General features: G+C 62.0%; 21 protein-coding genes and 1 pseudogene. 11 read left to right on the top strand and 11 right to left on the bottom strand.

From position 1 onward, the window contains the following. The first annotated feature begins 71 nt into the window (after nucleotides 1-71). From yihA to ACQB61_RS15890, 6 genes are all read left to right on the top strand, one after another. Nucleotides 72-719: a ribosome biogenesis GTP-binding protein YihA/YsxC gene (gene yihA, locus ACQB61_RS15865; protein WP_430513401.1), complete on the top strand. Its 648-nt coding sequence runs from the start codon at nucleotides 72-74 to the stop codon at nucleotides 717-719. A gap of 266 nt (nucleotides 720-985) precedes the next feature. Further along, nucleotides 986-1,669 carry a hypothetical protein gene (locus ACQB61_RS15870; protein ID WP_430513402.1) on the top strand — a complete coding sequence of 228 codons (684 nt, stop codon included), beginning with the start codon at nucleotides 986-988 and terminating at the stop codon, nucleotides 1,667-1,669. Nucleotides 1,670-1,716: 47 nt separating this feature from the next. Then, on the top strand, nucleotides 1,717-2,991 hold the full coding sequence (locus tag ACQB61_RS15875; protein ID WP_430514392.1) for a diguanylate cyclase domain-containing protein: 1,275 nt from the start codon (nucleotides 1,717-1,719) through the stop codon (nucleotides 2,989-2,991). 157 nt (nucleotides 2,992-3,148) lie between these two features. After that, nucleotides 3,149-4,036, top strand: a complete 888-nt coding sequence (argB, locus tag ACQB61_RS15880; protein WP_430513403.1) for an acetylglutamate kinase — start codon at nucleotides 3,149-3,151, stop codon at nucleotides 4,034-4,036. After that, nucleotides 4,033-4,779, top strand: coding sequence for a pyrimidine 5'-nucleotidase (locus ACQB61_RS15885; protein ID WP_430513404.1), 747 nt, complete (start codon nucleotides 4,033-4,035; stop codon nucleotides 4,777-4,779). Before argB ends, ACQB61_RS15885 begins: the two co-directional genes overlap by 4 nt. A 92-nt stretch (nucleotides 4,780-4,871) precedes the next feature. Further along, complete coding sequence (locus ACQB61_RS15890) at nucleotides 4,872-5,717, top strand: LysR substrate-binding domain-containing protein (protein ID WP_430513405.1); 846 nt, start codon at nucleotides 4,872-4,874, stop codon at nucleotides 5,715-5,717. A 32-nt stretch (nucleotides 5,718-5,749) separates the two neighbouring features. Here ACQB61_RS15890 and ACQB61_RS15895 read toward each other — a convergent pair whose 3' ends face one another. Next, complete coding sequence (locus ACQB61_RS15895) at nucleotides 5,750-6,655, bottom strand: EamA family transporter (RefSeq protein ID WP_430513406.1); 906 nt, start codon at nucleotides 6,653-6,655, stop codon at nucleotides 5,750-5,752. Nucleotides 6,656-6,830: 175 nt separating this feature from the next. On the opposite strand from ACQB61_RS15895, the gene dapD reads away from it, so the two are divergent. The 3 genes from dapD (at nucleotide 6,831) to ACQB61_RS15910 (ending at nucleotide 9,940) form a co-directional block, all read left to right on the top strand. Further along, complete coding sequence (gene dapD, locus ACQB61_RS15900) at nucleotides 6,831-7,682, top strand: 2,3,4,5-tetrahydropyridine-2,6-dicarboxylate N-succinyltransferase (RefSeq protein ID WP_430513407.1); 852 nt, start codon at nucleotides 6,831-6,833, stop codon at nucleotides 7,680-7,682. A gap of 579 nt (nucleotides 7,683-8,261) precedes the next feature. Continuing rightward, the gene (locus ACQB61_RS15905; protein ID WP_430513408.1) at nucleotides 8,262-9,452 is read left to right on the top strand and encodes an MCP four helix bundle domain-containing protein; all 1,191 of its coding nucleotides are present in this window, start codon (nucleotides 8,262-8,264) and stop codon (nucleotides 9,450-9,452) included. Further along, nucleotides 9,401-9,940, top strand: coding sequence for a methyl-accepting chemotaxis protein (locus ACQB61_RS15910; protein ID WP_430513409.1), 540 nt, complete (start codon nucleotides 9,401-9,403; stop codon nucleotides 9,938-9,940). The genes ACQB61_RS15905 and ACQB61_RS15910 overlap by 52 nt, the downstream gene beginning before the upstream one ends. Before the next feature lie 65 nt (nucleotides 9,941-10,005). Here the strand turns inward: ACQB61_RS15910 and ACQB61_RS15915 are convergent, their stop codons facing one another. From ACQB61_RS15915 to ACQB61_RS15925, 3 genes are all read right to left on the bottom strand, one after another. Further along, nucleotides 10,006-10,680, bottom strand: coding sequence for a class I SAM-dependent methyltransferase (locus tag ACQB61_RS15915; RefSeq protein WP_430513410.1), 675 nt, complete (start codon nucleotides 10,678-10,680; stop codon nucleotides 10,006-10,008). A gap of 125 nt (nucleotides 10,681-10,805) precedes the next feature. Further along, complete coding sequence (gene dapE / locus ACQB61_RS15920; RefSeq protein WP_430513411.1) at nucleotides 10,806-11,975, bottom strand: succinyl-diaminopimelate desuccinylase; 1,170 nt, start codon at nucleotides 11,973-11,975, stop codon at nucleotides 10,806-10,808. Nucleotides 11,976-12,023: 48 nt separating this feature from the next. Further along, on the bottom strand, nucleotides 12,024-12,335 hold the full coding sequence (locus ACQB61_RS15925) for a DUF805 domain-containing protein (RefSeq protein ID WP_430513412.1): 312 nt from the start codon (nucleotides 12,333-12,335) through the stop codon (nucleotides 12,024-12,026). A gap of 318 nt (nucleotides 12,336-12,653) precedes the next feature. On the opposite strand from ACQB61_RS15925, the gene ACQB61_RS15930 reads away from it, so the two are divergent. Further along, nucleotides 12,654-13,478, top strand: coding sequence for a DUF2189 domain-containing protein (locus ACQB61_RS15930; RefSeq protein ID WP_430513413.1), 825 nt, complete (start codon nucleotides 12,654-12,656; stop codon nucleotides 13,476-13,478). A gap of 47 nt (nucleotides 13,479-13,525) precedes the next feature. Here the strand turns inward: ACQB61_RS15930 and truA are convergent, their stop codons facing one another. The 4 genes from truA to def all read right to left on the bottom strand — a co-directional run bounded on the left by truA (nucleotide 13,526) and on the right by def (nucleotide 16,476). After that, nucleotides 13,526-14,350 carry a tRNA pseudouridine(38-40) synthase TruA gene (gene truA / locus ACQB61_RS15935; RefSeq protein WP_123193519.1) on the bottom strand — a complete coding sequence of 275 codons (825 nt, stop codon included), beginning with the start codon at nucleotides 14,348-14,350 and terminating at the stop codon, nucleotides 13,526-13,528. 22 nt (nucleotides 14,351-14,372) lie between these two features. Continuing rightward, nucleotides 14,373-14,906 carry a GNAT family N-acetyltransferase gene (locus tag ACQB61_RS15940; protein WP_430513414.1) on the bottom strand — a complete coding sequence of 178 codons (534 nt, stop codon included), beginning with the start codon at nucleotides 14,904-14,906 and terminating at the stop codon, nucleotides 14,373-14,375. Between the two features lie 34 nt (nucleotides 14,907-14,940). Continuing rightward, nucleotides 14,941-15,879, bottom strand: a complete 939-nt coding sequence (fmt, locus tag ACQB61_RS15945; protein ID WP_430513415.1) for a methionyl-tRNA formyltransferase — start codon at nucleotides 15,877-15,879, stop codon at nucleotides 14,941-14,943. A 78-nt stretch (nucleotides 15,880-15,957) separates the two neighbouring features. After that, nucleotides 15,958-16,476 carry a peptide deformylase gene (def, locus tag ACQB61_RS15950; RefSeq protein WP_430514393.1) on the bottom strand — a complete coding sequence of 173 codons (519 nt, stop codon included), beginning with the start codon at nucleotides 16,474-16,476 and terminating at the stop codon, nucleotides 15,958-15,960. A gap of 151 nt (nucleotides 16,477-16,627) precedes the next feature. On the opposite strand from def, the pseudogene ACQB61_RS15955 reads away from it, so the two are divergent. Further along, nucleotides 16,628-17,811 (top strand): annotated as a pseudogene (locus tag ACQB61_RS15955) (DNA recombination protein RmuC). A 54-nt stretch (nucleotides 17,812-17,865) separates the two neighbouring features. On the opposite strand, the gene ACQB61_RS15960 reads toward ACQB61_RS15955, so the two are convergent. The 3 genes from ACQB61_RS15960 to ACQB61_RS15970 form a co-directional block, all read right to left on the bottom strand. Next, the gene (locus ACQB61_RS15960; RefSeq protein WP_430513416.1) at nucleotides 17,866-18,000 is read right to left on the bottom strand and encodes a hypothetical protein; all 135 of its coding nucleotides are present in this window, start codon (nucleotides 17,998-18,000) and stop codon (nucleotides 17,866-17,868) included. A gap of 186 nt (nucleotides 18,001-18,186) precedes the next feature. Then, on the bottom strand, nucleotides 18,187-18,738 hold the full coding sequence (locus ACQB61_RS15965) for an SH3 domain-containing protein (protein WP_430513417.1): 552 nt from the start codon (nucleotides 18,736-18,738) through the stop codon (nucleotides 18,187-18,189). Nucleotides 18,739-18,771: 33 nt separating this feature from the next. Beyond that, entirely contained in the window at nucleotides 18,772-19,122 is a 351-nt protein-coding gene (locus ACQB61_RS15970) for a MarR family transcriptional regulator (protein WP_430513418.1), read from the bottom strand. Nucleotides 19,123-19,129: the final 7 nt, after the last annotated feature.

The raw sequence follows: 19,129 nt of genomic DNA on the forward strand, positions 1-19,129 counted from the left end.
GCCCTTCTGTTTGCAAAATCCGCCTGCCGGAGCCGCTCGACGGCAGGGCCAGAGCCAGCTAAAAGCACATCATGACCGACTTGCCCGAATATACCGACGAACAGCTTGAAGCCGGCCGGCTGATGTTCAACCGCCCCTGGACCTTCCAGACCAGCGTTGCCGACATGCGCCAGCTTCCGGCCTCCCGCGGCACCGAGATTGCCTTTGCAGGGCGCTCAAACGTGGGCAAGTCCAGCCTCATCAACGCACTGACGGGCCGCAAGGGCCTTGCCCGAACGTCCAACACACCTGGCCGCACCCAGATGCTGAACTTTTTCGGCGCAGACGGGGCGGATGTAACCGTGGTCGATATGCCCGGCTATGGCTACGCGCAGGCGCCAAAGGAACTGGTCGACGCCTGGACGCGGCTGGTCTTCTCCTATCTGCGCGGGCGGCCAAACCTGCGCCGCGTCTTCCTTCTGATCGACAGCCGCCACGGCATCAAGGACAACGATCTTGAAACCATGCAGCTGCTCGACAAGGCAGCCGTGGTCTATCAGGTGGTGCTGACCAAGTCCGACAAGATCAAGTCCGGCCAGCTCGCCACGCTGATAGCTGCGACGGCGGAGATCCTGCGCAAGCGGCCGGCGGCACACCCGGTGCTCATTCCCACTTCTTCAGAGAAGGGGCTGGGGATCGATCTGCTGCGTGCCGAGATCCATTCTCTCGCCTCTGCATAGCAGCAGGGCGCGGAATCTTTAAAGCACGATAAATTTAGGTGGTTTTCATTCGGTAGACCGGTCTTTACGCGACGGCATATACGCTTGTTTAACGGCGGCAATTCACTGTCAAACTAATATCAAGCCGGGTGTATAGATCTTTGAACCAGATGCCGAGCCACTCCGCCTCACGGGTGACGTGCGAAGCCATCGATGATGCTCGTGGCCAGTCCCCTGGCGATGATGGCGGCTCACCAAAGGGTTTTCCTGCGTCCGGTTCAGACTGCATGCAGGATATTGCAGCGCTCGCTCTGGAACTCTCCGGCGCTCACGGTTGCGCAGTGCATCTGCATGGTGTCCAGTCTGCTGCCGCTCAGGCAGACACAGGAGTGCGGCCACCCTTTGCCGGCCTGAACGCTGCCTTGAGCAAAAGGCTGGCATCGGCCGCTTCCCCTTGGTTTCGTGAGGCTGGCAGTGGCTCAGCTTCTGACATCCCTGATGAACTTGCCGCCGCCTTTCCTTTGCGCGATACCAACGGGAAAACTGCCGGGCTTCTCACGCTCTGGACGCAAGATGGCCAGCTGAACATCCTTCCGGCAGTGGCTTGCCGCCGCCTCGAACAGGTCCTGCGCCTTGCCGGACGCCTGATTGAAGCAAAAACCGGACTGGACCGGTTCAACGACTATCTTGAAATTGCGACCGACTGGGTCTGGGAACTGGACATGAACGGCAACATGACCTTTCTGTCCTCGCAGGCCCGCGCTTATGTATCGTCACTACAAGCTCAGGGGCTAATCACAGCGGGCGTAACGCCGACGCCCGGCCTCGCCATGCTCATCGAACAGAACGGTGTCAACGCCTTCCGCGAGCAGCGCTATTCAGTGCCCTGCAACGGCAGCACCGTGCATCTCAGCGTCAGCGCCAAGCCTTTGCCGGCCCCGGAGGTGTCATCCGGGGCTATCGGGGCATAAGCCGCAATGTCACCACTGAGGAAGAGAGCCGCCGCGAGATCGAATTCCTGGCAGTTCATGACAAGCTGACCGGCCTGCTGAACTTCGCCGGTCTTTCCGCAAGGATGACGGAGCTGCTTGAGGAAGGCAGTCCCGGTATGCTGATCATGGCCGATCTGGACCGGTTCAAGTTCATAAATGACACCATGGGCCACGCGGCCGGAGACAGCATCCTCACCATCACCGCAGAGCGTATGTCCACGGCGCTCCCCGATGGCGGTTTCCTCGCCCGCCTTGGCGGGGATGAGTTTGTCATGGTCCTCAAGGGGCGCTACAGCCCCGGCGATGCAATGGACTTCGCGGACAGGCTTCTTTCGGCTCTTGCCCAGCCAATGCATGTGAAGGGCCGTGAGCTTGTCTGCCGTGCCAGCATGGGGGTGAGCCTGATCCCCGCTGACGGTGGCAGCACCAGCAAGATCATGGATAATGCCGATCTTGCCCTGTACGCCGCCAAGGAGGCAGGAAGGGGCATTGCCCGGCTGTTCCAATCCGGTATGCAGCACAAGGCGGACAGGCTCGCTGCTGAAGCGCAGCAGCTGATAGAGGCCGCAGACCAGGGACGCGCGCGCGTTGGCGTATGGCCTCTACGCTCAGCCGAAGATGGCAGGATCACAGGATGCCAGACCTGCATCGTCTGGGAAAAGCCAGACGGATCTGCCACTGTGGTCGAGCGGCTTGAAGACAGCATCGCCCGTGATGACAGGGCTGCGGAAATTTCGGCACGGTATTTCGTCAGTGCGCTGCGTGAGCTGCAAGGCTGTTGCGGCAGCTTGTTCAGCACTCTCACGATCAAGGCAGGGCTGGGGAGAGCCCAATTGGGTGACTCGGCACTGCCCCGGAAAGTCGCATCCGTCCTTGATCTGCTTGGAATGCCTGCTTCGACGCTCCAGATTGACCTCAGTGAAGACGTGTTTGCCCTTGCCGGAGAGGAGACGCTGAACACACTCAGGTCGCTGAGGGAAATGGATGTCACCCTTTCAATCAGCGGCTACGGCTCGGGAACAACAGCACCTGCCCGTTTGCTCGCTGCCGGTATTCAAATGGTCAGCCTGCCGGCAGGGCACAACTGCCACCCCGGCGATGCGCAGCTGCACGATGCACTTGCGCAAATGGCCCGCACACTTGGTATCGCCATTACCGGTGAAGGATACATTCAGGGCGGCCCTGATGCCCGGCTGGCCGCCCTTGGCTGCACGAGCTTTATCTGCGCGCGCGAGAAGCAAATGCTCCCCATGACAGTAGAAGCATTTGCCCGGAAGCTGGCCGCGGAGGCGTATTCCTGACCCCAGGACGCCGGAAGGCGGGCTGACACAACCCGCCTCTATCGTTATCCCATCCGTTGAGATACCCACCCAAACCGGTTATAGACGCTGCATGCCCTTGTTTCCGATCAAGGGTCCGCGTCCTTTCCCGCCACCGCAGCAGCGAGTGTTCCCACCCATGAGCACACCGGACTTCAGCAACAACGCCCACATCATCGCCCAGGCACTGCCCTACATGCAGCGCTACGACAAGCGGCGTATCGTGGTGAAGTACGGCGGCCACGCCATGGGCGATGCAGATCTGGGAAAGGCCTTTGCCGCTGACATTACCTTGCTGCGCCAGTCCGGCGTGCATCCGGTTGTCGTCCATGGCGGCGGCCCGCAGATTGGCAACATGCTGAAGCGGCTGAACATCGCCAGCGAGTTTCGTGGCGGCCTGCGTGTCACCGACAAGGCAACGGTCGAGATTGTCGAGATGGTTCTGGCCGGTTCCATCAACAAGGAAATCGTCCAGCTGATCAACGCCGAGGGTGGCCGTGCGGTCGGCCTGTGCGGCAAGGACGGCAATCTGGTGACGGCCACCAAGCTGACCCGCACCGAAGTGGATCCGGATTCCAACATCGAGAAGATCCTTGATCTCGGTTTCGTCGGCGAGCCTGCGCACGTCAATCCAGTGATGCTGGAAATGATGCTGAAGGAGGACCTGATCCCCGTGGTAGCCCCGGTGGCGCCCGGTGCGGATGGCGAGACCTACAATATCAACGCTGACACCTTTGCCGGCGCCATTGCCGGTGCGCTGCATGCCTCGCGCCTGCTGTTCCTGACCGATGTGCCCGGCGTGCTCGACAAGCAAGGCAAGCTGATCAAGAACCTCACCGTCGCCCATGCGCGTGAGCTGATTGCCGATGGCACCATTTCCGGCGGCATGATCCCCAAGGTAGAAACCTGCATCGAGGCGCTGGACCGTGGCGTCGAAGGCGTGGTCATCCTGGATGGCAAGGTGCAGCATGCCGTTCTGCTGGAACTCTTTACCGACCGTGGCGCCGGGACCTTGATCAGCAAGTGACAGACACAAATCCCTCACCTGGCGAAGGCCAGGGCGCCCATCGCAATGATCTGCGGGCCTTCACCGGCGTGGAGGCCTGGGTCTTTGACCTGGATAACACGTTGTATCCGGCGGAAATTGATCTGTTCTCGCAGATCGACATCCGCATCTCCGATTACATCGCGAAGCTGCTGGACATTGGCAGAGATGCCGCGCGGGTGAAGCAGAAAGAATTCTACCGCGACTATGGTACCACGCTGCGCGGGCTGATGATGCAGCACAAGATCGATCCGGACGACTTTCTGGCCTATGTGCATGACATCGACTATTCGCCGGTAAAGCCGGACCCTGCACTCGGTGCGGCAATCAGCCGGCTGCCGGGCCGCAAGTTCATCTTCACCAATGGCGACCGCCCCCATGCGGAACGGACTGCGGCAGCCCTTGGCATCAGCGATCATTTCGAGGATATCTTCGACATTGTTGCCGCAGGCCTGCTGCCGAAGCCGAACCTTGAGACCTACCAGACCTTCATTTCAAAGACTGGTGTTTCGCCCGCGAGGGCGGCCATGTTCGAGGATCTGCCGCGCAATCTGCTGGTGCCGCACAAGCTGGGCATGCGCACGGCGCTGATCGTGCCGAAGGAAACCCGCGAAGTCTTCCGCGAGGAGTGGGAGATGGAAGGCCACGATGCTCCGCACATCGACTTCGTGACCGGCAATCTTGCAGGCTTTCTCGAAGGGGTTCTGGGGGCGATTGAGGCGTGAGGCACTGGACCGGATGAGCTTCGCCGGTTTATTGATGTAAACTCAATAATCCCGCAAGCCTCCCCGGCCTGCCAACCCCTTCGTGTGAACCCATGGTCTCCCTGCGCGCCCTGCATGCCTTTGCTCTTCTTGCCCGCAATGGCCGCGCCGCGCAGGCGGCAGATGACCTCGGCATTTCGCCATCCGCCCTGTCGCATCTGCTGCGCAAGCTGGAAAGCGAGCTGGGTGCCACGCTGGTGCTGCGCGACGGGCGCGGCCTGTCTCTGACAGAAGAAGGAAAGCGGCTGGCGGCCGGACTGGGCGATGCCTTCGAGCGCATTGAGTCCGCCGTGGATGGCTTCCGCCGCCGGGGCCGGACGGAGCTGCGCATCAGCACCGTCTCCACCTTCGCAACCCGCTGGCTGATCCCGCGCCTGCCTGACTTCCAGACGGCGCAGCCCGATGTTGAGCTGCTGCTTTCGGCTTCAACCCGCGTTGTCGATCTTGACCGGGAGAACTATGACTGCGCCATCCGGCTTGGCCGGGGTGACTGGCCGGGCATCGACGCAACATTGCTGTGGCGCGAACATCTGGCCGTCGCCATGGCGCCGCGCCTGATGCGCGAGGCAACGGGGCCAGAGACCGCACTTCCCGGCATCAAGCTGCTGCACAGCGCCTCACGGCGCGATGACTGGTCACGCTGGCTGGCCCATGCTGGCTTGAAGCTTCCGGACGCAGGTTCCGGCATGGTGCTGGAAAGCCGCGACCTTGCCATTCAGGCCGCCATTGCGGGCATGGGGGCCATCGTCATCGACCGGCGCTTTGTCATGCTGGAGCTGGCCGCCGGGCATCTCGTCATGCCGGACTGGCCGGTGCTGCAACTCGACAGTGGCTACTGGTTCGTCCGTTCACCCAACCGCCCCTCTCCCGCCCAATCTCAGGCTTCCGGGACTGGCTGATCGGCACCTCTGCGGCGGATGCCGGGTGAGGATCACGTTCCGGCCAGCAGAACCAGAATGGCGGCAACAATCAGCACGCAGCCGCTGATCTCGCGGCCATTGATGCGTTCCTTGAAGAAGAACCAGGACGCAATGAGGGTGAAGACCAGTTCCACCTGAGCCAGCGCCCGCACATGAGCAACCTGCTGAAGCGTCATGGCCGTGAACCAGCCGGCAGATCCAGCGACGCCGGCAAGCCCTACCCACACCGCCTGCCGCCAGTGGCGAACAGACGCAGCCAGCTGATCCGGCTCACGCCAGGCCATGTAGAGCCCCATGGCAACCGTCTGCATCAGGGTAACCACCGCAAGGCTGTAGGCGGCCTGCATCAGATAGCCGGGCCCTTCCAGTGACAGAGAAGCCATGCGGTAGAGCGCAGCCGAACCGCCGAAGAAGGCCGCAGAAGCCAGACCAATAAGCGCCGGACGCCCGGCGAGTGAGGCCACGATGGCCCGGCCTGTAAGCGGCACACGTGCCATCGAAATGAGGATCACCCCCACAACGCCAATGCCGATGGCAGCCGCCGTCAAGCCCGTCACATGCTCGCCAAGGATGACCACGCCAAAGATCGCCGCCTGCACCGGCTCGGTTTTGGAATAAGCCGTGCCGACCGCAAAATTGCGGAAGGAAAAGAGGTGGACGAGCAGAAAGGTCGCGATGATCTGGGCGAGACCGCCGAGAGCCGCCGCCAGAAGGAAGCGGCCGTTCATGTCCGGAAAGGCCATGCCGAAGGCCAGATGCAGCACCAGCACATAGGCAAGGGCAAAGGGAAAGCCATAGGCGAATCGCACCAGAGTCGCCCCGCTGGTGCCAAGGCGGCCCTTCAGGTGCTTCTGCAGCGCCGAGCGCAGGTTCTGGCAGAAGGCGGCAAAGAGAGTGATGGGAATCCAGAGTTCCATGAGAGGCGGCCTGCGGGCTTGAGAAGATGCGGGAGAAACCGTCCTCAATGTCGCCTGTTTGCGGCCTTTGCGCAGTTGAGCGCTTCTCAAGCCGCATGAACCATTGACTCAAGCCCCGCACCCGCCTTTTATCCGGCGAACCCTAACCGACCCCTTTGCGGAGCCGATCATTTCCATGTCGACCGATCTCGTGAAACTTGCCGCCACCATTGACGCCGCCTTCGAAGACCGCGCCAATATCGACACGCACACGACGGGTGACGTGCGTCAGGCCGTGGACACTGCCCTGAACCTGATGGACCGTGGCCAGCTGCGCGTTGCAGAAAAGCAGGACGGCGGTGACTGGATCGTGAACCAGTGGGCCAAGAAGGCCGTGCTGCTCTCCTTCCGCCTCAACCCGATGGACGTCATCAAGGGCGGCCCCGGCGATGCGACCTGGTGGGACAAGGTGCCGTCCAAGTTTGACGGCTGGCGCGGTGTGGACTTCGAGGAAGCCGGCTTCCGCGCCGTTCCGGGCGCCATCGTCCGCCGCTCGGCCTTTATCGGCAAGGGCGTGGTGCTGATGCCCTCCTTCGTCAACCTCGGCGCCCATGTGGGTGAAGGCACGATGGTGGACACCTGGGCCACCGTCGGCTCCTGCGCCCAGATCGGCAAGCATGTGCACCTGTCCGGCGGCGTCGGCATCGGCGGCGTGCTGGAGCCGCTGCAGGCAGGCCCCGTGATCATCGAGGACAACTGCTTCATCGGCGCCCGCTCGGAAGTGGTGGAAGGCGTGATCGTGCGTGAGGGCGCGGTGCTGTCCATGGGCGTCTTCATCGGCGCCTCCACCAAGATCATCGACCGCGCCACCGGCGAAGTCTTCATCGGCGAGGTTCCGGCCTATTCCGTCGTGGTGCCCGGCTCGATGCCCGGCAAGCCGCTGCCGGATGGCACCCCCGGCCCGAGCCTCTATTGCGCCGTGATCGTCAAGCGCGTCGACGCCCAGACCCGCGCCAAGACCGCCATCAACGAGCTGCTGCGCGATTGAAATCAGATGCCTTGGAGCAACAGCTCCAAGGCTCTGCATAGCAAGCGGTCACCGAGCCCAGGATACTTCATCCTGGGCTTTTTCTTTGCGTGGGGCGGCCAGAGTTCCGGCATCCGGACTGCTCGAAACAATCAAACCACACGCAAGGGCTGCATCATTTGTTATGCCGCCACATTCAGCCCCGCGCGCTTTCCATTTCCTTGAAGCCTAAAAGAGTTCCCGGCACCGGATGAGCTTGCACACCAAGTCGTTCAACGGGGCCTCTGCAAATCTGCCGTAGCGTACGAAAGCCGCACTCGCCCAAAAATAGGGCACATCCCGAAAATGCATCGAAAGCTGTCAATATACTTTCTCAAAAATCATACCAGAAAGAATGAAAACGATACCATATAGGCAAATATCGATATTTGATCTCAGAACTCACATATGATCGAAGTTTATCTTCTAAAATTCACCATATTAATACATAGCAACTCTAGGTTATCGTAATTAATTCGGATGAATTATATTTCATGATTCATAATACATTAACATAGAATCGGAGATGTACATGAAAAGAAATGTATTGGAGCCTGGCAGATGAAACTCTCGATCCGGAATTTATTAATCACGCTTACAATTCTTATGCTCGCCCTCACCGGCGCGCTAGCGGTTATCGCGCTTCGCGGTACCAATCAATTGAATGGGAACCTCATCGAGATAAAGGACAATTGGCTGCCAAGCGTTCGGTATCTGGGCGAGATGAACACTGCAACCGCCGACTATCGTATCAGCGGCGCAAATCACGTCATCGCCCAAAGTCCTGAAGAGATGAGCCGCGCAGAACGCCGTCTGCAAGAAGAGTTGCAGAAAATAGAGGCAATCAAGCGCAGTTACGAGCCCCTGATTGCATCCGAAACAGAGCGCAAGATGTTCATGGATTTCCAGAGTGCATGGCAACAGTATGCCAGGCTGAATGATACACTGGTTTCCATTTCCCGAACCGGGGACAAAGTGCAGGCTGTTGAGCTTTTTCAAGGAGAGCTGCGTACGGCCTACAACGCCGCCTCAGACGTGCTTGAGAAGCTGACCGAAATGAATGTTGCCGGTTCGCAGAAAGCAGGAGAGGAGAGCCAGGCCGTCTATGCCAGCGTGATGAACACCACCATCATCAGTGCCGTCATCGCCGGTCTCATCGGTCTGGTCTGCCTGTACTTCGTGGTCTTCCAGGTAACGGGCCCCATCAACCAGATCACGGAAGCAATGCGTCAGATTGCGTCCGGCGCGCTGGCAACGGCAATCCCTTACACGGACAAGAAGAACGAGCTTGGCAGCATGGCGGGCGCGCTGGAAACCTTCCGTGACAATCTGCTTGAAACCGAGCGCCTGCGCGCCGAGCAGCAGGAAACCGAGCGCCTGAACGCGGAGAAGCTTACAAGCGAACGGCACTCGATCGCCAATCGCTTTGAGGCGACCATGGGCCAGTTGGCCACGTCCTTCGTCAGGTCGTCGAACGAGGTCGCAGAAGCTGCGCGCAATCTCTCGGCCACGGCGGAAGAGACCTCCCGCCAGGCTCAGGTTGTTGCAGGTGCGGCTGAGGAAGCTTCCTCAATGTTCAGACCGTTGCTTCCGGCGCAGAAGAGCTGTCCGCCTCGATCCGGGAGATTTCCTCCCAGGTTGCCCGCTCTGCCCAGATTGCCAATGATGCAGCCCTGGAAGCGGAGGCCAGCAGTCGCAATGTGCAGAACCTCTCGGCTGCTGCCCAGCAGATCGGCGAGGTCGTCGAGCTGATCACCAGCATCGCCGAGCAGACCAATCTTTTGGCCCTCAACGCCACGATTGAAGCTGCCCGCGCAGGCGAAGCCGGCAAGGGCTTTGCGGTTGTTGCTTCCGAAGTGAAGGGACTGGCCAGCCAGACCGCCAAGGCCACCGAGGAAATCAGCCAGAAGATCGGTGAAATCCAGTCCTCGACCAACACCACGGTGGAGTCCATCTCGCGCATCGTCCGCACCATCGGCAACATTCAGGAAGTGGCGCAGGCGATTTCCGCCGCCGTCGAGGAGCAGGGCGCAGCCACGGGCGAGATTGCAGCCAACACCCAGCGCGCCGCCACGGGTGCCGATGACGTGACGCAGAACATCGCGGGTGTCGGCACTGCCGCCGAAATGACCGGCGCCGCCTCCACCCAGCTTATGACGCTCTCGTCCGACCTGAACGATCAGTCCGGCACGTTGCAGCGGGAAGTGGTTGAGTTCGTCAAGACCCTGCGCCAGGGCTGACATCACGCAAAGAAAATCCCCCGCCGGAGGATGCTCCGGCGGGGGATTTTTATTTCTGACGAAGCTCAGCGCAGCGGCAGGTGCCGCACGGCAGTGAAGGATTTGGTGAGACCGAAGAACTTTTCCTTTTCCATCACTGCATCGGGGAAGAGATAGCGCATCTGGCGCAGGTCCAGCATGCGGGCGTCTTCCAGCGAGGCCATGGCCTCGTCGATATTCGCAGCCTTCGGATAGAAGCCGGTTGTCCGCGCCAGATGGATGCGGTAGCGCACCGGGTCCGGCAGCCAGTGCAGAAACAGGCTGCGGGCATGCGGTTCGACCGGGAAGGAAAAGCTCGGCGTCTGGATGGCGTAGCTGCGCGCCACACGCCCCGCCTCCCGCGCAAATGCCTTCTTGTTGCTCCAGGAGCCGACATGCTCGATGACCGAGTTGGAGAAGGCGAGGTCGTAAGCCCCGTCCGCCACGCCGGCAAGGTCACAGGCATTGCCCTGCGTCATGCGCACATTGGGCATGTCAGTGGTGTTGGGATCGCTGTCCGGAAACAGGTTGACGCAATCAACCGACAGATTGGCGAAATCGAGCTCGCTCTTCCACACGCCCCAGAAGCCGCGCGTGCCCCCCAGGTCAATGATCTGGCAATGGCCTTTCGCAGCGATATAGTCGTCAATGATGCGGGCGAGAGATTGAACGCGTTTCTTGCGAAACGAATTCTGGGTGGAAACCGGCGATACATCGAGCAAGGGACAACTCCCGGATCTGGGCACAGCAAAGGCTCTGCAGTCCCGGCTGATGCCGGGACCCAATGACAGGGACTATGACAGGCTACTGATAATTGCCGATTAACGCGGGGAAGAATGCCGCCGCTTCAGCCCGCGAAATAGCTGTCGAGGAAGCGGCGGTAGACGGCGGCGAGCTGGTCGAGATCGGCGACCGGCGTGCACTCGTCCACCTTGTGCATGGTCTGGCCGACAAGACCGAATTCCACCACCGGGCAGTAGCTCTTGATAAAGCGGGCATCCGAAGTGCCGCCATTGGTGGACAGTTCCGGACGGCGGCCCGTGACAGCTTCCACCGCATCGGCCAGTGCCGTGATCAGTGCATCATCACGGGTGAGGAAGGATTCGCCCGCATCGCGGCGGAAGTCGAGACTGTAGCGCAGACCGGGCCGGGCAGCCGTAGCCAGCGTCTCATGCAGCCTGGCCTTCAGTGCATCCAGCGTCCATTCGTCGTTGAAGCGGATGTTGAAGCGCCCCTCGGCGCGGGCCGGGATGACGTTGAAGGCCGGATTGCCCACATGCAGGTTGACGATCTCGAGGTTCGAGGGCTCGAACCGCTCGTTGCCCCCGTCCAGCACCAGCGCATCCAGCGCGCTCATCAGCGCCAGAAGGCCGGGGATTGGGTTGTCGGCGAGCTGCGGATAGGCGGCGTGGCCTTGCGTGCCCTCCACCGTGACGATGCCAGAAAGATAACCACGGCGGCCGATCTTGATGGCATCTCCAAGCGCTGCCGGATTGGTCGGCTCACCGACGATGCAGGCATCAAACACGTGGCCCTGCTCCTTCGCCCAGGCAAGGAGCTTCGACGTGCCATTGACCGCCGGGCCTTCCTCGTCGCCGGTGATGAGGAAGGAGATGGTGCCGCCGAAGGCCTTGCCGCGCTCTGCGATAAAGCCCAGTGCAGCAGCTGCGAAGGAGGCGATGCCGCCCTTCATGTCCACGGCGCCGCGCCCGTAAAGCACACCATCGCGGATATCGCCGCCGAAGGGATCATGCTGCCAGTCGCTTTCCGCACCTGCCGGCACCACATCGGTATGGCCGGCAAAGACGAAATGCGGCGCGCCACTGCCGATGGTGGCAAAGAGATTTTCCACGTCCGGCGTATCCGCGTCGGAGAAGGTGACACGGGAGACGGTGAAGCCTGCATCCCCCAGAAGCTGCTCCAGAAACGCCAGCGCACCGCCTTCGGCGGGCGTGACAGAAGGGCAACGGATGAGATCGCGGGCGATGGCAACGGCAGGAGACAGAGCTTGGGTCATGGCTAAAGTCCTAGCCCCGCTTGGGGGCATGGGTCAATGCGTGCCGTTTCAGCGGCGGCGGTAATAACTGTCGGGCTGCGGGCCATAGCGGTTGGGCCCTTCAGCACTGGGAAGGAAGCCAAGCGTCAGTACCGCGAAGAAATTGATCACCGGCACAAAGGCCACCAGCGCAAAGAAGCCGGGCAGCCCTACATCCTGCAGCCGCTTGATCAGCAGCGCCATCTCGAACCAGGTGACCACGACGAACAGCACGGGAAACAGCGGGTTGGAGCCCATGAAGTCGCCAAAGGTGAGCGAGGCGAGGTCCACATCACCCGGCAGCGACTTCACCCACATGTTCGCAGCTATCGCGATGATCACCCAGTTGAAGGCAAGCCCGTACCAATAGACCTTGCGCGAGACGCGGCCAATCGGGCTGAGCAGTAGCCAGCGGATGCCGGGGCTCAGCTGGGCAGGGGAAGTCCGGAAACCATTGTTGCTCCAGCGGATGAGGTCAGATCCTGACGTGGCAGGTACTGCGGTCCGTCATGGGGATCAAGCAAAAGCAGCACCACACCCAATATGTAGGTGCAGAATGGAAAATTTCGGTAGCCCCTACCGGAAAATACGATTGGCGGCGTGATGTTTTCACGCCACTGTTGACACGAAGGTCTGCAACGCAGGGAGGAGAAACCGGCGATGGAAGAGACCAGTATCGACAAAACAGGCGGCGCCTCGCCTCAAGCAGCTCCGGCACACCGGCCGGACCCAAAGGTCCGCAAGATCAGGACAGCGGACATCATTACCGCTCTTGGCAAGGGTCTGCGTGACTTCAGGCGGGCTCCGCAGTTCGGCCTGTTCTTCGGCGGCATCTATGCGCTTGGCGGCATCCTCGTGCTGCTGACGGCCTCTGCCCTGCACATGAGCTATCTCAGCTATCCGCTGGCGGCGGGTTTTGCCCTCGTTGGCCCCTTCATCGCCTGCGGCCTTTACGAGGTAAGCCGGAGGCTGGAGCAGGATGCCCCGCTCACATGGGGCGGCGTGCTCGGCGTCATCTGGGCACAGCGCAGCCGTGAAATCGGCTGGATGGCCTTTGCCGTCCTGTTCGTGCTGATCATGTGGATGTATCAGGTGCGGCTGCTGCTGGCACTGTTCCTCGGCTTCCAGTCATTCACCAGCTTCCCCGAATTCATCGACACGGTGATCTCGACACCAGAAGGCCTGATGTTCCTGCTCACCGGTCATATCGTCGGGGCTATCCTGTCGCTGCTGCTGTTCTCGCTGACGGTCATCTCTTTCCCGCTGCTGCTCGACCGGGACCGGGACTTCATCACCGCCATGATCACCAGCGTGCGCACCGTCGCCACCTCGCCCCTGCCAATGATCGGCTGGGGCATTGCGGTGACGCTGACCCTGATCGTCTCGATGGTGCCGTCCTTCATGGGCCTCGTCTTCACCCTCCCCATCCTAGGCCACACGACCTGGCACATCTACAGGATCGCGGTGGAACCGGAGGCGGAGTGAGGGACAAGCGGGATTTCTTTCAGCGGTGCGGGGTCTGAGGCATTCCCTCACACCTCACCGTCATCCCCGTCATCCTCCACCGCCGCTGAGCGGGCGTGCCACTCGGCGTGGGAAGCGATGTCGGTGGCGGCGGGGCGGTAGTCAACGCGGGTGAGGTAGAGCCCGTCCGGCGGCGCGACGGGACCACAGGCCTTGCGGTCACGGGCTGCAAGAGCCTCGCGCACGGTATCTGCCGTCCAGCGCCCCTCCCCCACCAGCCGCAGGGTGCCCACCATGGAGCGCACCTGATTGTGCAAGAAGGAGCGGGAGGAGCATTCCGCAATCACGAAATCCCCTTCCCGGCGGACGCTGAAGGTCTCCAGCGTCTTTTCCGGACTCTTCGCCTGGCATCGGGTGTGGCGGAAGGTCGTGAAGTCGTGGTGGCCGATGAAGACCTGGCTGGCCTCGTGCATGGCCTCCACATCCAGCGGCTGCTTCACGTGCCAGGCCAGCCCCTTCTCGAAGGTCAGCGGCGGCAGGCGGTTGAGGATCCGGTAGCGGTAGGCGCGGCGGATGGCGGAAAAGCGGGCGTCGAAGCCTTCATGCATCTTCTCGCAGGCGAGAATGGCGACCGGGTCCGGCTGGCAATGGAAGTTCATCGCCCCCATCACGGTTTCGGCCGGCCAGTCCTTCTCCAGATCCACATGCGCCACCTGCCCGGTGGCATGTACGCCCGTATCGGTGCGCCCGGCGCCGCCAATGGCAACCTCTTCGCCGCTGAAGGCCTTGACGGCGCGCTCCAGCACCGCCTGCACGGAGGGGCCATTGGCCTGCCGCTGCCAGCCGCAGAAGGGACGGCCGTCATATTCGATGGTCAGCTTATAGCGGGGCATCGGCCTACTCGAATTCCCTGATCTATTCGAATTCCTGGAAGGGCGTTGCGAAGCTCACTTCCACCGGCAGCTGCGTGCGCCCGGCATCCGTCAGCGCCAGCGCCATGAAAGCTGCACCTGCGTAGGGCGCCTGCACCTGCTTTGCCAGCCCGGCATCAAAGCCGAAACGCGGATAATAGGCAGGCGGGCCCAGCACCAGAACGAGATCCTCGCCCTGCGACCGAAGTTCCTCAAGCCCGGCTTTGATCAGCGCCGAGCCGACCCCAAGCTTCTGCACCTCGGGCAATACGGAAACGGGCGCAAGGCAGGAGATTTGCAGCCGGTGGCCAGCGCCAGCCCCGGTCACCCGGCTGAAGGCGACATGGCCCAGAAGCCGTCCATCTTCGCCTTGCGCCACCAGTTCCACCAGCAGCGCGCCGCAGTGGCGCAGGTTATGAACCAGCCGGACTTCAGATTGCTGGTTGAAGGCGGCGGTGATGATACCAGCCACCTCCTTCTCGTCACCTTCAGTGACGGGACGGACCGTGAAGACGGGGCTGTTCTGCGCTGCAGTCATCACCGGATGCTCCCTCAATCTCAACTAACGCCGCTCAGCCGACCTGCTCGCCAGCGGCAAGCTTGGCACCGCGCTGGAACTCTTCGCCGCCCATCGGCTTCTTGCCTGCACGCTGCACGTTGACAAGGCGCACCGCGCCGTCTCCGCATGCAATTACCGGAGCGCCGTCGACGGACAGCACTTCGCCCGGCGCACCCTGCCCTTCGGCCAGCGCAGAGCGCAGCACCTTCACCCGCTCGGCCGTGCCGGAAATCACCGGCTCGCACCAGGCGCCAGGGAAGGGCGAGAGGCCGCGAATGTGATTGTGGACCTCACTGGCGGGCCGCGTCCAGTCGATCCGCGTCTCAGTCTTGCTGAGCTTCTTTGCGTAGGTCACGCCCTCTTCCGTCTGCGGCACCTGCGCCAGCGCATTGCGCGACAGGGCAGCGAGCGCCCGCACGATCAGGTCCCCGCCCAGCGCCGACAACCGGTCATGCAGATCGCCCGCGGTCATGTCCGGGGTGATTGCCACGGTTTCGGACATGCAGACGGGGCCGGTGTCCAGCCCCTCTTCCATGCGCATCACCTGCACGGCGGTTTCCGTGTCACCCGCCATGATCGCCCGGTTGATCGGGGCAGCCCCGCGCCAGCGCGGCAGGATCGAGGCGTGGATGTTGAGGCAGCCCTCACGCGGGGCATCCAGAATGGCCTTCGGCAGCAGCAAGCCATAGGCAACGACTACGGCCACATCCGCGTCATGCCCGGCAAAGACGGCCTGTTCCTCTGCGCCCTTGAGGCTCAGCGGGGTGAACACCGGAATGCCCAGCGCTTCTGCCGCCTCATGCACGGGCGATTTCTTCAGCTCCATGCCACGGCCTGCGGGGCGCGGCGGCTGGCTGTAGCAGGCCACCACATCATGCCCCTGCCCCACGATTTCCATGAGGGCAGGCACGGAGAAATCAGGCGTACCCATGAAGACGATGCGAAGTGTCATGCCGCTGGTTCCGAAAATCTGTGCGGGGCCGTCATGGCCCGGAAAATGCGAACGGCCCGCAATGGGCCGTCTGCCATGTCAGGGCTTGCCCGTGGTGCGGGCCTGTTTCTGGAACTTCTTCACCACCCGGTCGCGCTTCAGCTTCGACAGGTAGTCAATGAAGAGCTTGCCGTTGAGGTGATCCAGCTCGTGCTGGATGCAGGTGGCCAGAAGCCCGTCCGCAAGAATTTCCTGCTGCGCGCCTTCCCGGTTCTGAAAGGTCACGCGCACGGAAGCCGGACGTTCCACGTCATCGTAGTACTCGGGGATCGACAGGCAGCCTTCCTGATACACGGACAGCTCCGGAGAGGACCAGACGATTTCCGGGTTGATGAAGACCATGGGCGCCTTCGGCTGGTCTTCCTTGGCCACATCCAGCACGAAGATGCGCTGCAGCACCCCGATCTGACTTGCGGCAAGACCGATGCCCGGTGCGTCATACATGGTGTCCAGCATGTCGTCGGCCAGCTGGCGGATGTCATCGCCAACGGCGGCAACAGGCGCGCAGACCTGCCGCAGCACGGGATCGGGAAGGGTGATGATGGTGCGTTTCGTCATGTGATCCAGATAGGCAAAGGCGGTTAGCCGGTCAACGCGTTTCCGCAAGCTTTCGCATGCCGGAGCACCAGCTTTCGGTCTTCTGTGTCCTGCGCCGGGCCCGCGCAAGGCAGAGTCTGCGCCCAAGGGCGAATCGTTCTATGTTTGTTTCATGCAAGACACAGTTTTCACCTTCGGCACCCGACCCGTCAGCCTGCTGGAAGCCAGCGTTCTCGCCGCGCTCCTTTTGCTGGCTTTTATCACCCTTCTGGTGGTCAGCGCCCTGCGCCAGATCAAGGCGCGGGCCACCAGTGAAGCCATTGCGGCAGACAGGATCGAGGAACTGGAGGAGCATCTGGCCCGGATGCTGCGCTCGCAGGGGAAATCACCGGCCGCATGCAGACCATGGCCGAGGTGTTCTCCAGCCGTCAGGGCGACATGATGCGCGCCGTCAACGAGCGGCTGGATGGCATGGGCCACAAGCTTGGCCTCTCCATGGCCGATACCACCCGGCAAACCCACGATGGCCTGCGCCAGCTGCACGAACGGCTGGCGGTGATCGACCGGGCACAGAAAACCATCACGGATCTCTCCGGTCAGGTTGGCCAGTTGCAGGCGATCCTTGCCAACAAGCAGACGCGCGGCGCCTTCGGGCAAGGGCGGATGGAAGCCATCATTCAGGACCAGTTGCCGCCGTCCGGCTTCAGCTTTCAGGCCACACTCAGCAGCGGCTCACGGCCCGACTGTCTGGTGCACATGCCCAACGGCGCGCCCCCGCTGGCCATTGATGCCAAGTTTCCGCTGGAGGCCTTCAACCTCCTGCGCAAGGCCCAGTCGGAGGAGGAACTGAAACAGGCGCAGACGCAGTTCCGGCGTGATTTTACCAAGCACATTCAGGACATCCGGGAGCGCTACCTCATCCCCGGCGAGACGCAGGATACGGCTTTCCTCTTCGTGCCCTCGGAAAGCGTCTTTGCCGAGCTCAACGAGAATTTCGAGGATCTGGTGCAGAAAGCCCACCGGGCCCGCGTCGTCATCGTCTCCCCGTCGCTGCTGATGCTGTCCATCCAGGTCATTCAGGCTGTGCTGCGCGATGCACGCATGCGTGAGCAGGCCCATCTCATTCAGGCCGAAGTCGCGCATCTCACCGCCGATATCGCCCGCCTCAACGACCGCACCGGCAAACTGCAAGCGCATTTTGCGCAGGCCAGCAAGGACATCGACCAGATCCTGATCTCCACCGACAAGATCTCAAAGCGCGGCCGCCGGATTGAGGAACTGGATCTTGGAGAAGTGCGTGGCGAGGCAGTGTCTTCTTCAGGAGAGCGTGTGCGGCTGATGGCGGGGGAGGAATAAGGGCAACCGCCTGAGTGAGCAGGAAGGCAGTGCGCCCCTGCAATCTCACTCCCCTCAAAGCCTTCGGATGGAGGTCAGCGCGCCATATTCCTTGGCGCCAATGCGGGCAAGGGCGGCGTCGAGGGGTTCTTGCGAAACGGTCATGGTGTAACCGTTGGCATGGGTCAGGAGAGTGGGGCTGCTGAGCACACCAACATGGCCGCGCCAGAAAAGCAGGTCCCCCGGCGCAGATCCTGCGGCAGCGGACCACCTTCCGCGAAATCCAGACGCTCACCGGCTTCGGCTTCCTGCATGTCACTGTCACGCGGCAGGGTGTGACCGGCAAAAGACGCGCAGAGCTGGATCAGGGCCGAACAGTCGAGCCCCAGCGAAGACTTACCCCCACAAATAGGGCGTGCCCAAAAGGCTTTCGGCAATCGTCACCCAATCCGGCTCAGCGCTGCCCACCGGTACCAGATGGCCGGAGACCACAGCCGAACCGTCGGAAAGAACTGCATAGACCAGACCGCGTGTTTCCACCTGCCCCACGACACGCACCTTCGCACCGAGAGAAAGATGCCCGAGTGCCGGGAGCCGCAGGTCCGCACCCGGATAACGGAAGGTGCGCAGCGCCCGCACCACATGGGTGACCTCTTCCACCGGCGCCAGAGCGTCGGATGGAAGCCAGCCGACATAGCCGTCGCTGTCCAGCTGGCCCCAGGCCCAGCCCTCCGCCGTGGTCTCGTAGACCATCACCGTTTCCCCATGGAGCGCCTGCGTATCCAGTCCGCAATCAGGGCGCGGCTCCTTGCGCAGGGCCACAACATCCGCCGCGATCCGGAAGCGTTCCCCATCGGCAAAGCGGCGCGGGCTCACCCGGCCCTCATAGGTGCGGGCGGCAAGATCCGGGCGCACGGGATGGCGGCGGCGGTCGAGCATGTCAGACATGGATGGCCCTCAAAGACAATCGAAGCAGGAGGATCAGCGCGGCAGTTCCTTGGCCTTTTCGGACACCAGATCGCCCAGCCGGTCAAGATACAGCGCGCCTTCAACGGTGCGGGTGATGATGACGTTGCGCTTGTCGGCCTCATCCCGCTTGCGCGAGAGAAGCCGCATGCTGCCCAGCGTGTCCAGCGCACGGGTGATGGCGGGCTTGGTCACGTTCAGCTTTGCCGCCAGCCCGCGCACGGTGTGCGGAGGCGGTTCCAGATAGACCGTGAGCAGGATCGTCATCTGGCGGGCGGAGAGATCCTGCTCCCCGTCGCGCACCAGTTCAAGATTGACTTCGTGCCACAGCCTGAGCGCCTGCGAGGCGCGGATGTCCACTGCCATGTAAGGC

Origin of the sequence: Pannonibacter phragmitetus (assembly GCF_050510895.1) — a bacterium.
GTDB classification, from domain to species: Bacteria; Pseudomonadota; Alphaproteobacteria; order Rhizobiales; family Stappiaceae; genus Pannonibacter; species Pannonibacter phragmitetus_B.

Coding starts and splice junctions, on each gene's coding strand:
- yihA (WP_430513401.1), top strand. CDS start 72: ATGACCGACTTGCCCGAATATACCGACGAACAGCTTGAAGCCGGCCGG.
- ACQB61_RS15870 (WP_430513402.1), top strand. CDS start 986: ATGCAGGATATTGCAGCGCTCGCTCTGGAACTCTCCGGCGCTCACGGT.
- argB (WP_430513403.1), top strand. CDS start 3,149: ATGAGCACACCGGACTTCAGCAACAACGCCCACATCATCGCCCAGGCA.
- ACQB61_RS15890 (WP_430513405.1), top strand. CDS start 4,872: ATGGTCTCCCTGCGCGCCCTGCATGCCTTTGCTCTTCTTGCCCGCAAT.
- ACQB61_RS15895 (WP_430513406.1), bottom strand. CDS start 6,655: ATGGAACTCTGGATTCCCATCACTCTCTTTGCCGCCTTCTGCCAGAAC.
- dapD (WP_430513407.1), top strand. CDS start 6,831: ATGTCGACCGATCTCGTGAAACTTGCCGCCACCATTGACGCCGCCTTC.
- ACQB61_RS15905 (WP_430513408.1), top strand. CDS start 8,262: ATGAAACTCTCGATCCGGAATTTATTAATCACGCTTACAATTCTTATG.
- dapE (WP_430513411.1), bottom strand. CDS start 11,975: ATGACCCAAGCTCTGTCTCCTGCCGTTGCCATCGCCCGCGATCTCATC.
- ACQB61_RS15930 (WP_430513413.1), top strand. CDS start 12,654: ATGGAAGAGACCAGTATCGACAAAACAGGCGGCGCCTCGCCTCAAGCA.
- truA (WP_123193519.1), bottom strand. CDS start 14,350: ATGCCCCGCTATAAGCTGACCATCGAATATGACGGCCGTCCCTTCTGC.
- ACQB61_RS15940 (WP_430513414.1), bottom strand. CDS start 14,906: ATGACTGCAGCGCAGAACAGCCCCGTCTTCACGGTCCGTCCCGTCACT.
- fmt (WP_430513415.1), bottom strand. CDS start 15,879: ATGACACTTCGCATCGTCTTCATGGGTACGCCTGATTTCTCCGTGCCT.
- def (WP_430514393.1), bottom strand. CDS start 16,476: ATGACGAAACGCACCATCATCACCCTTCCCGATCCCGTGCTGCGGCAG.
- ACQB61_RS15965 (WP_430513417.1), bottom strand. CDS start 18,738: ATGTCTGACATGCTCGACCGCCGCCGCCATCCCGTGCGCCCGGATCTT.
- ACQB61_RS15970 (WP_430513418.1), bottom strand. CDS start 19,122: ATGGCAGTGGACATCCGCGCCTCGCAGGCGCTCAGGCTGTGGCACGAA.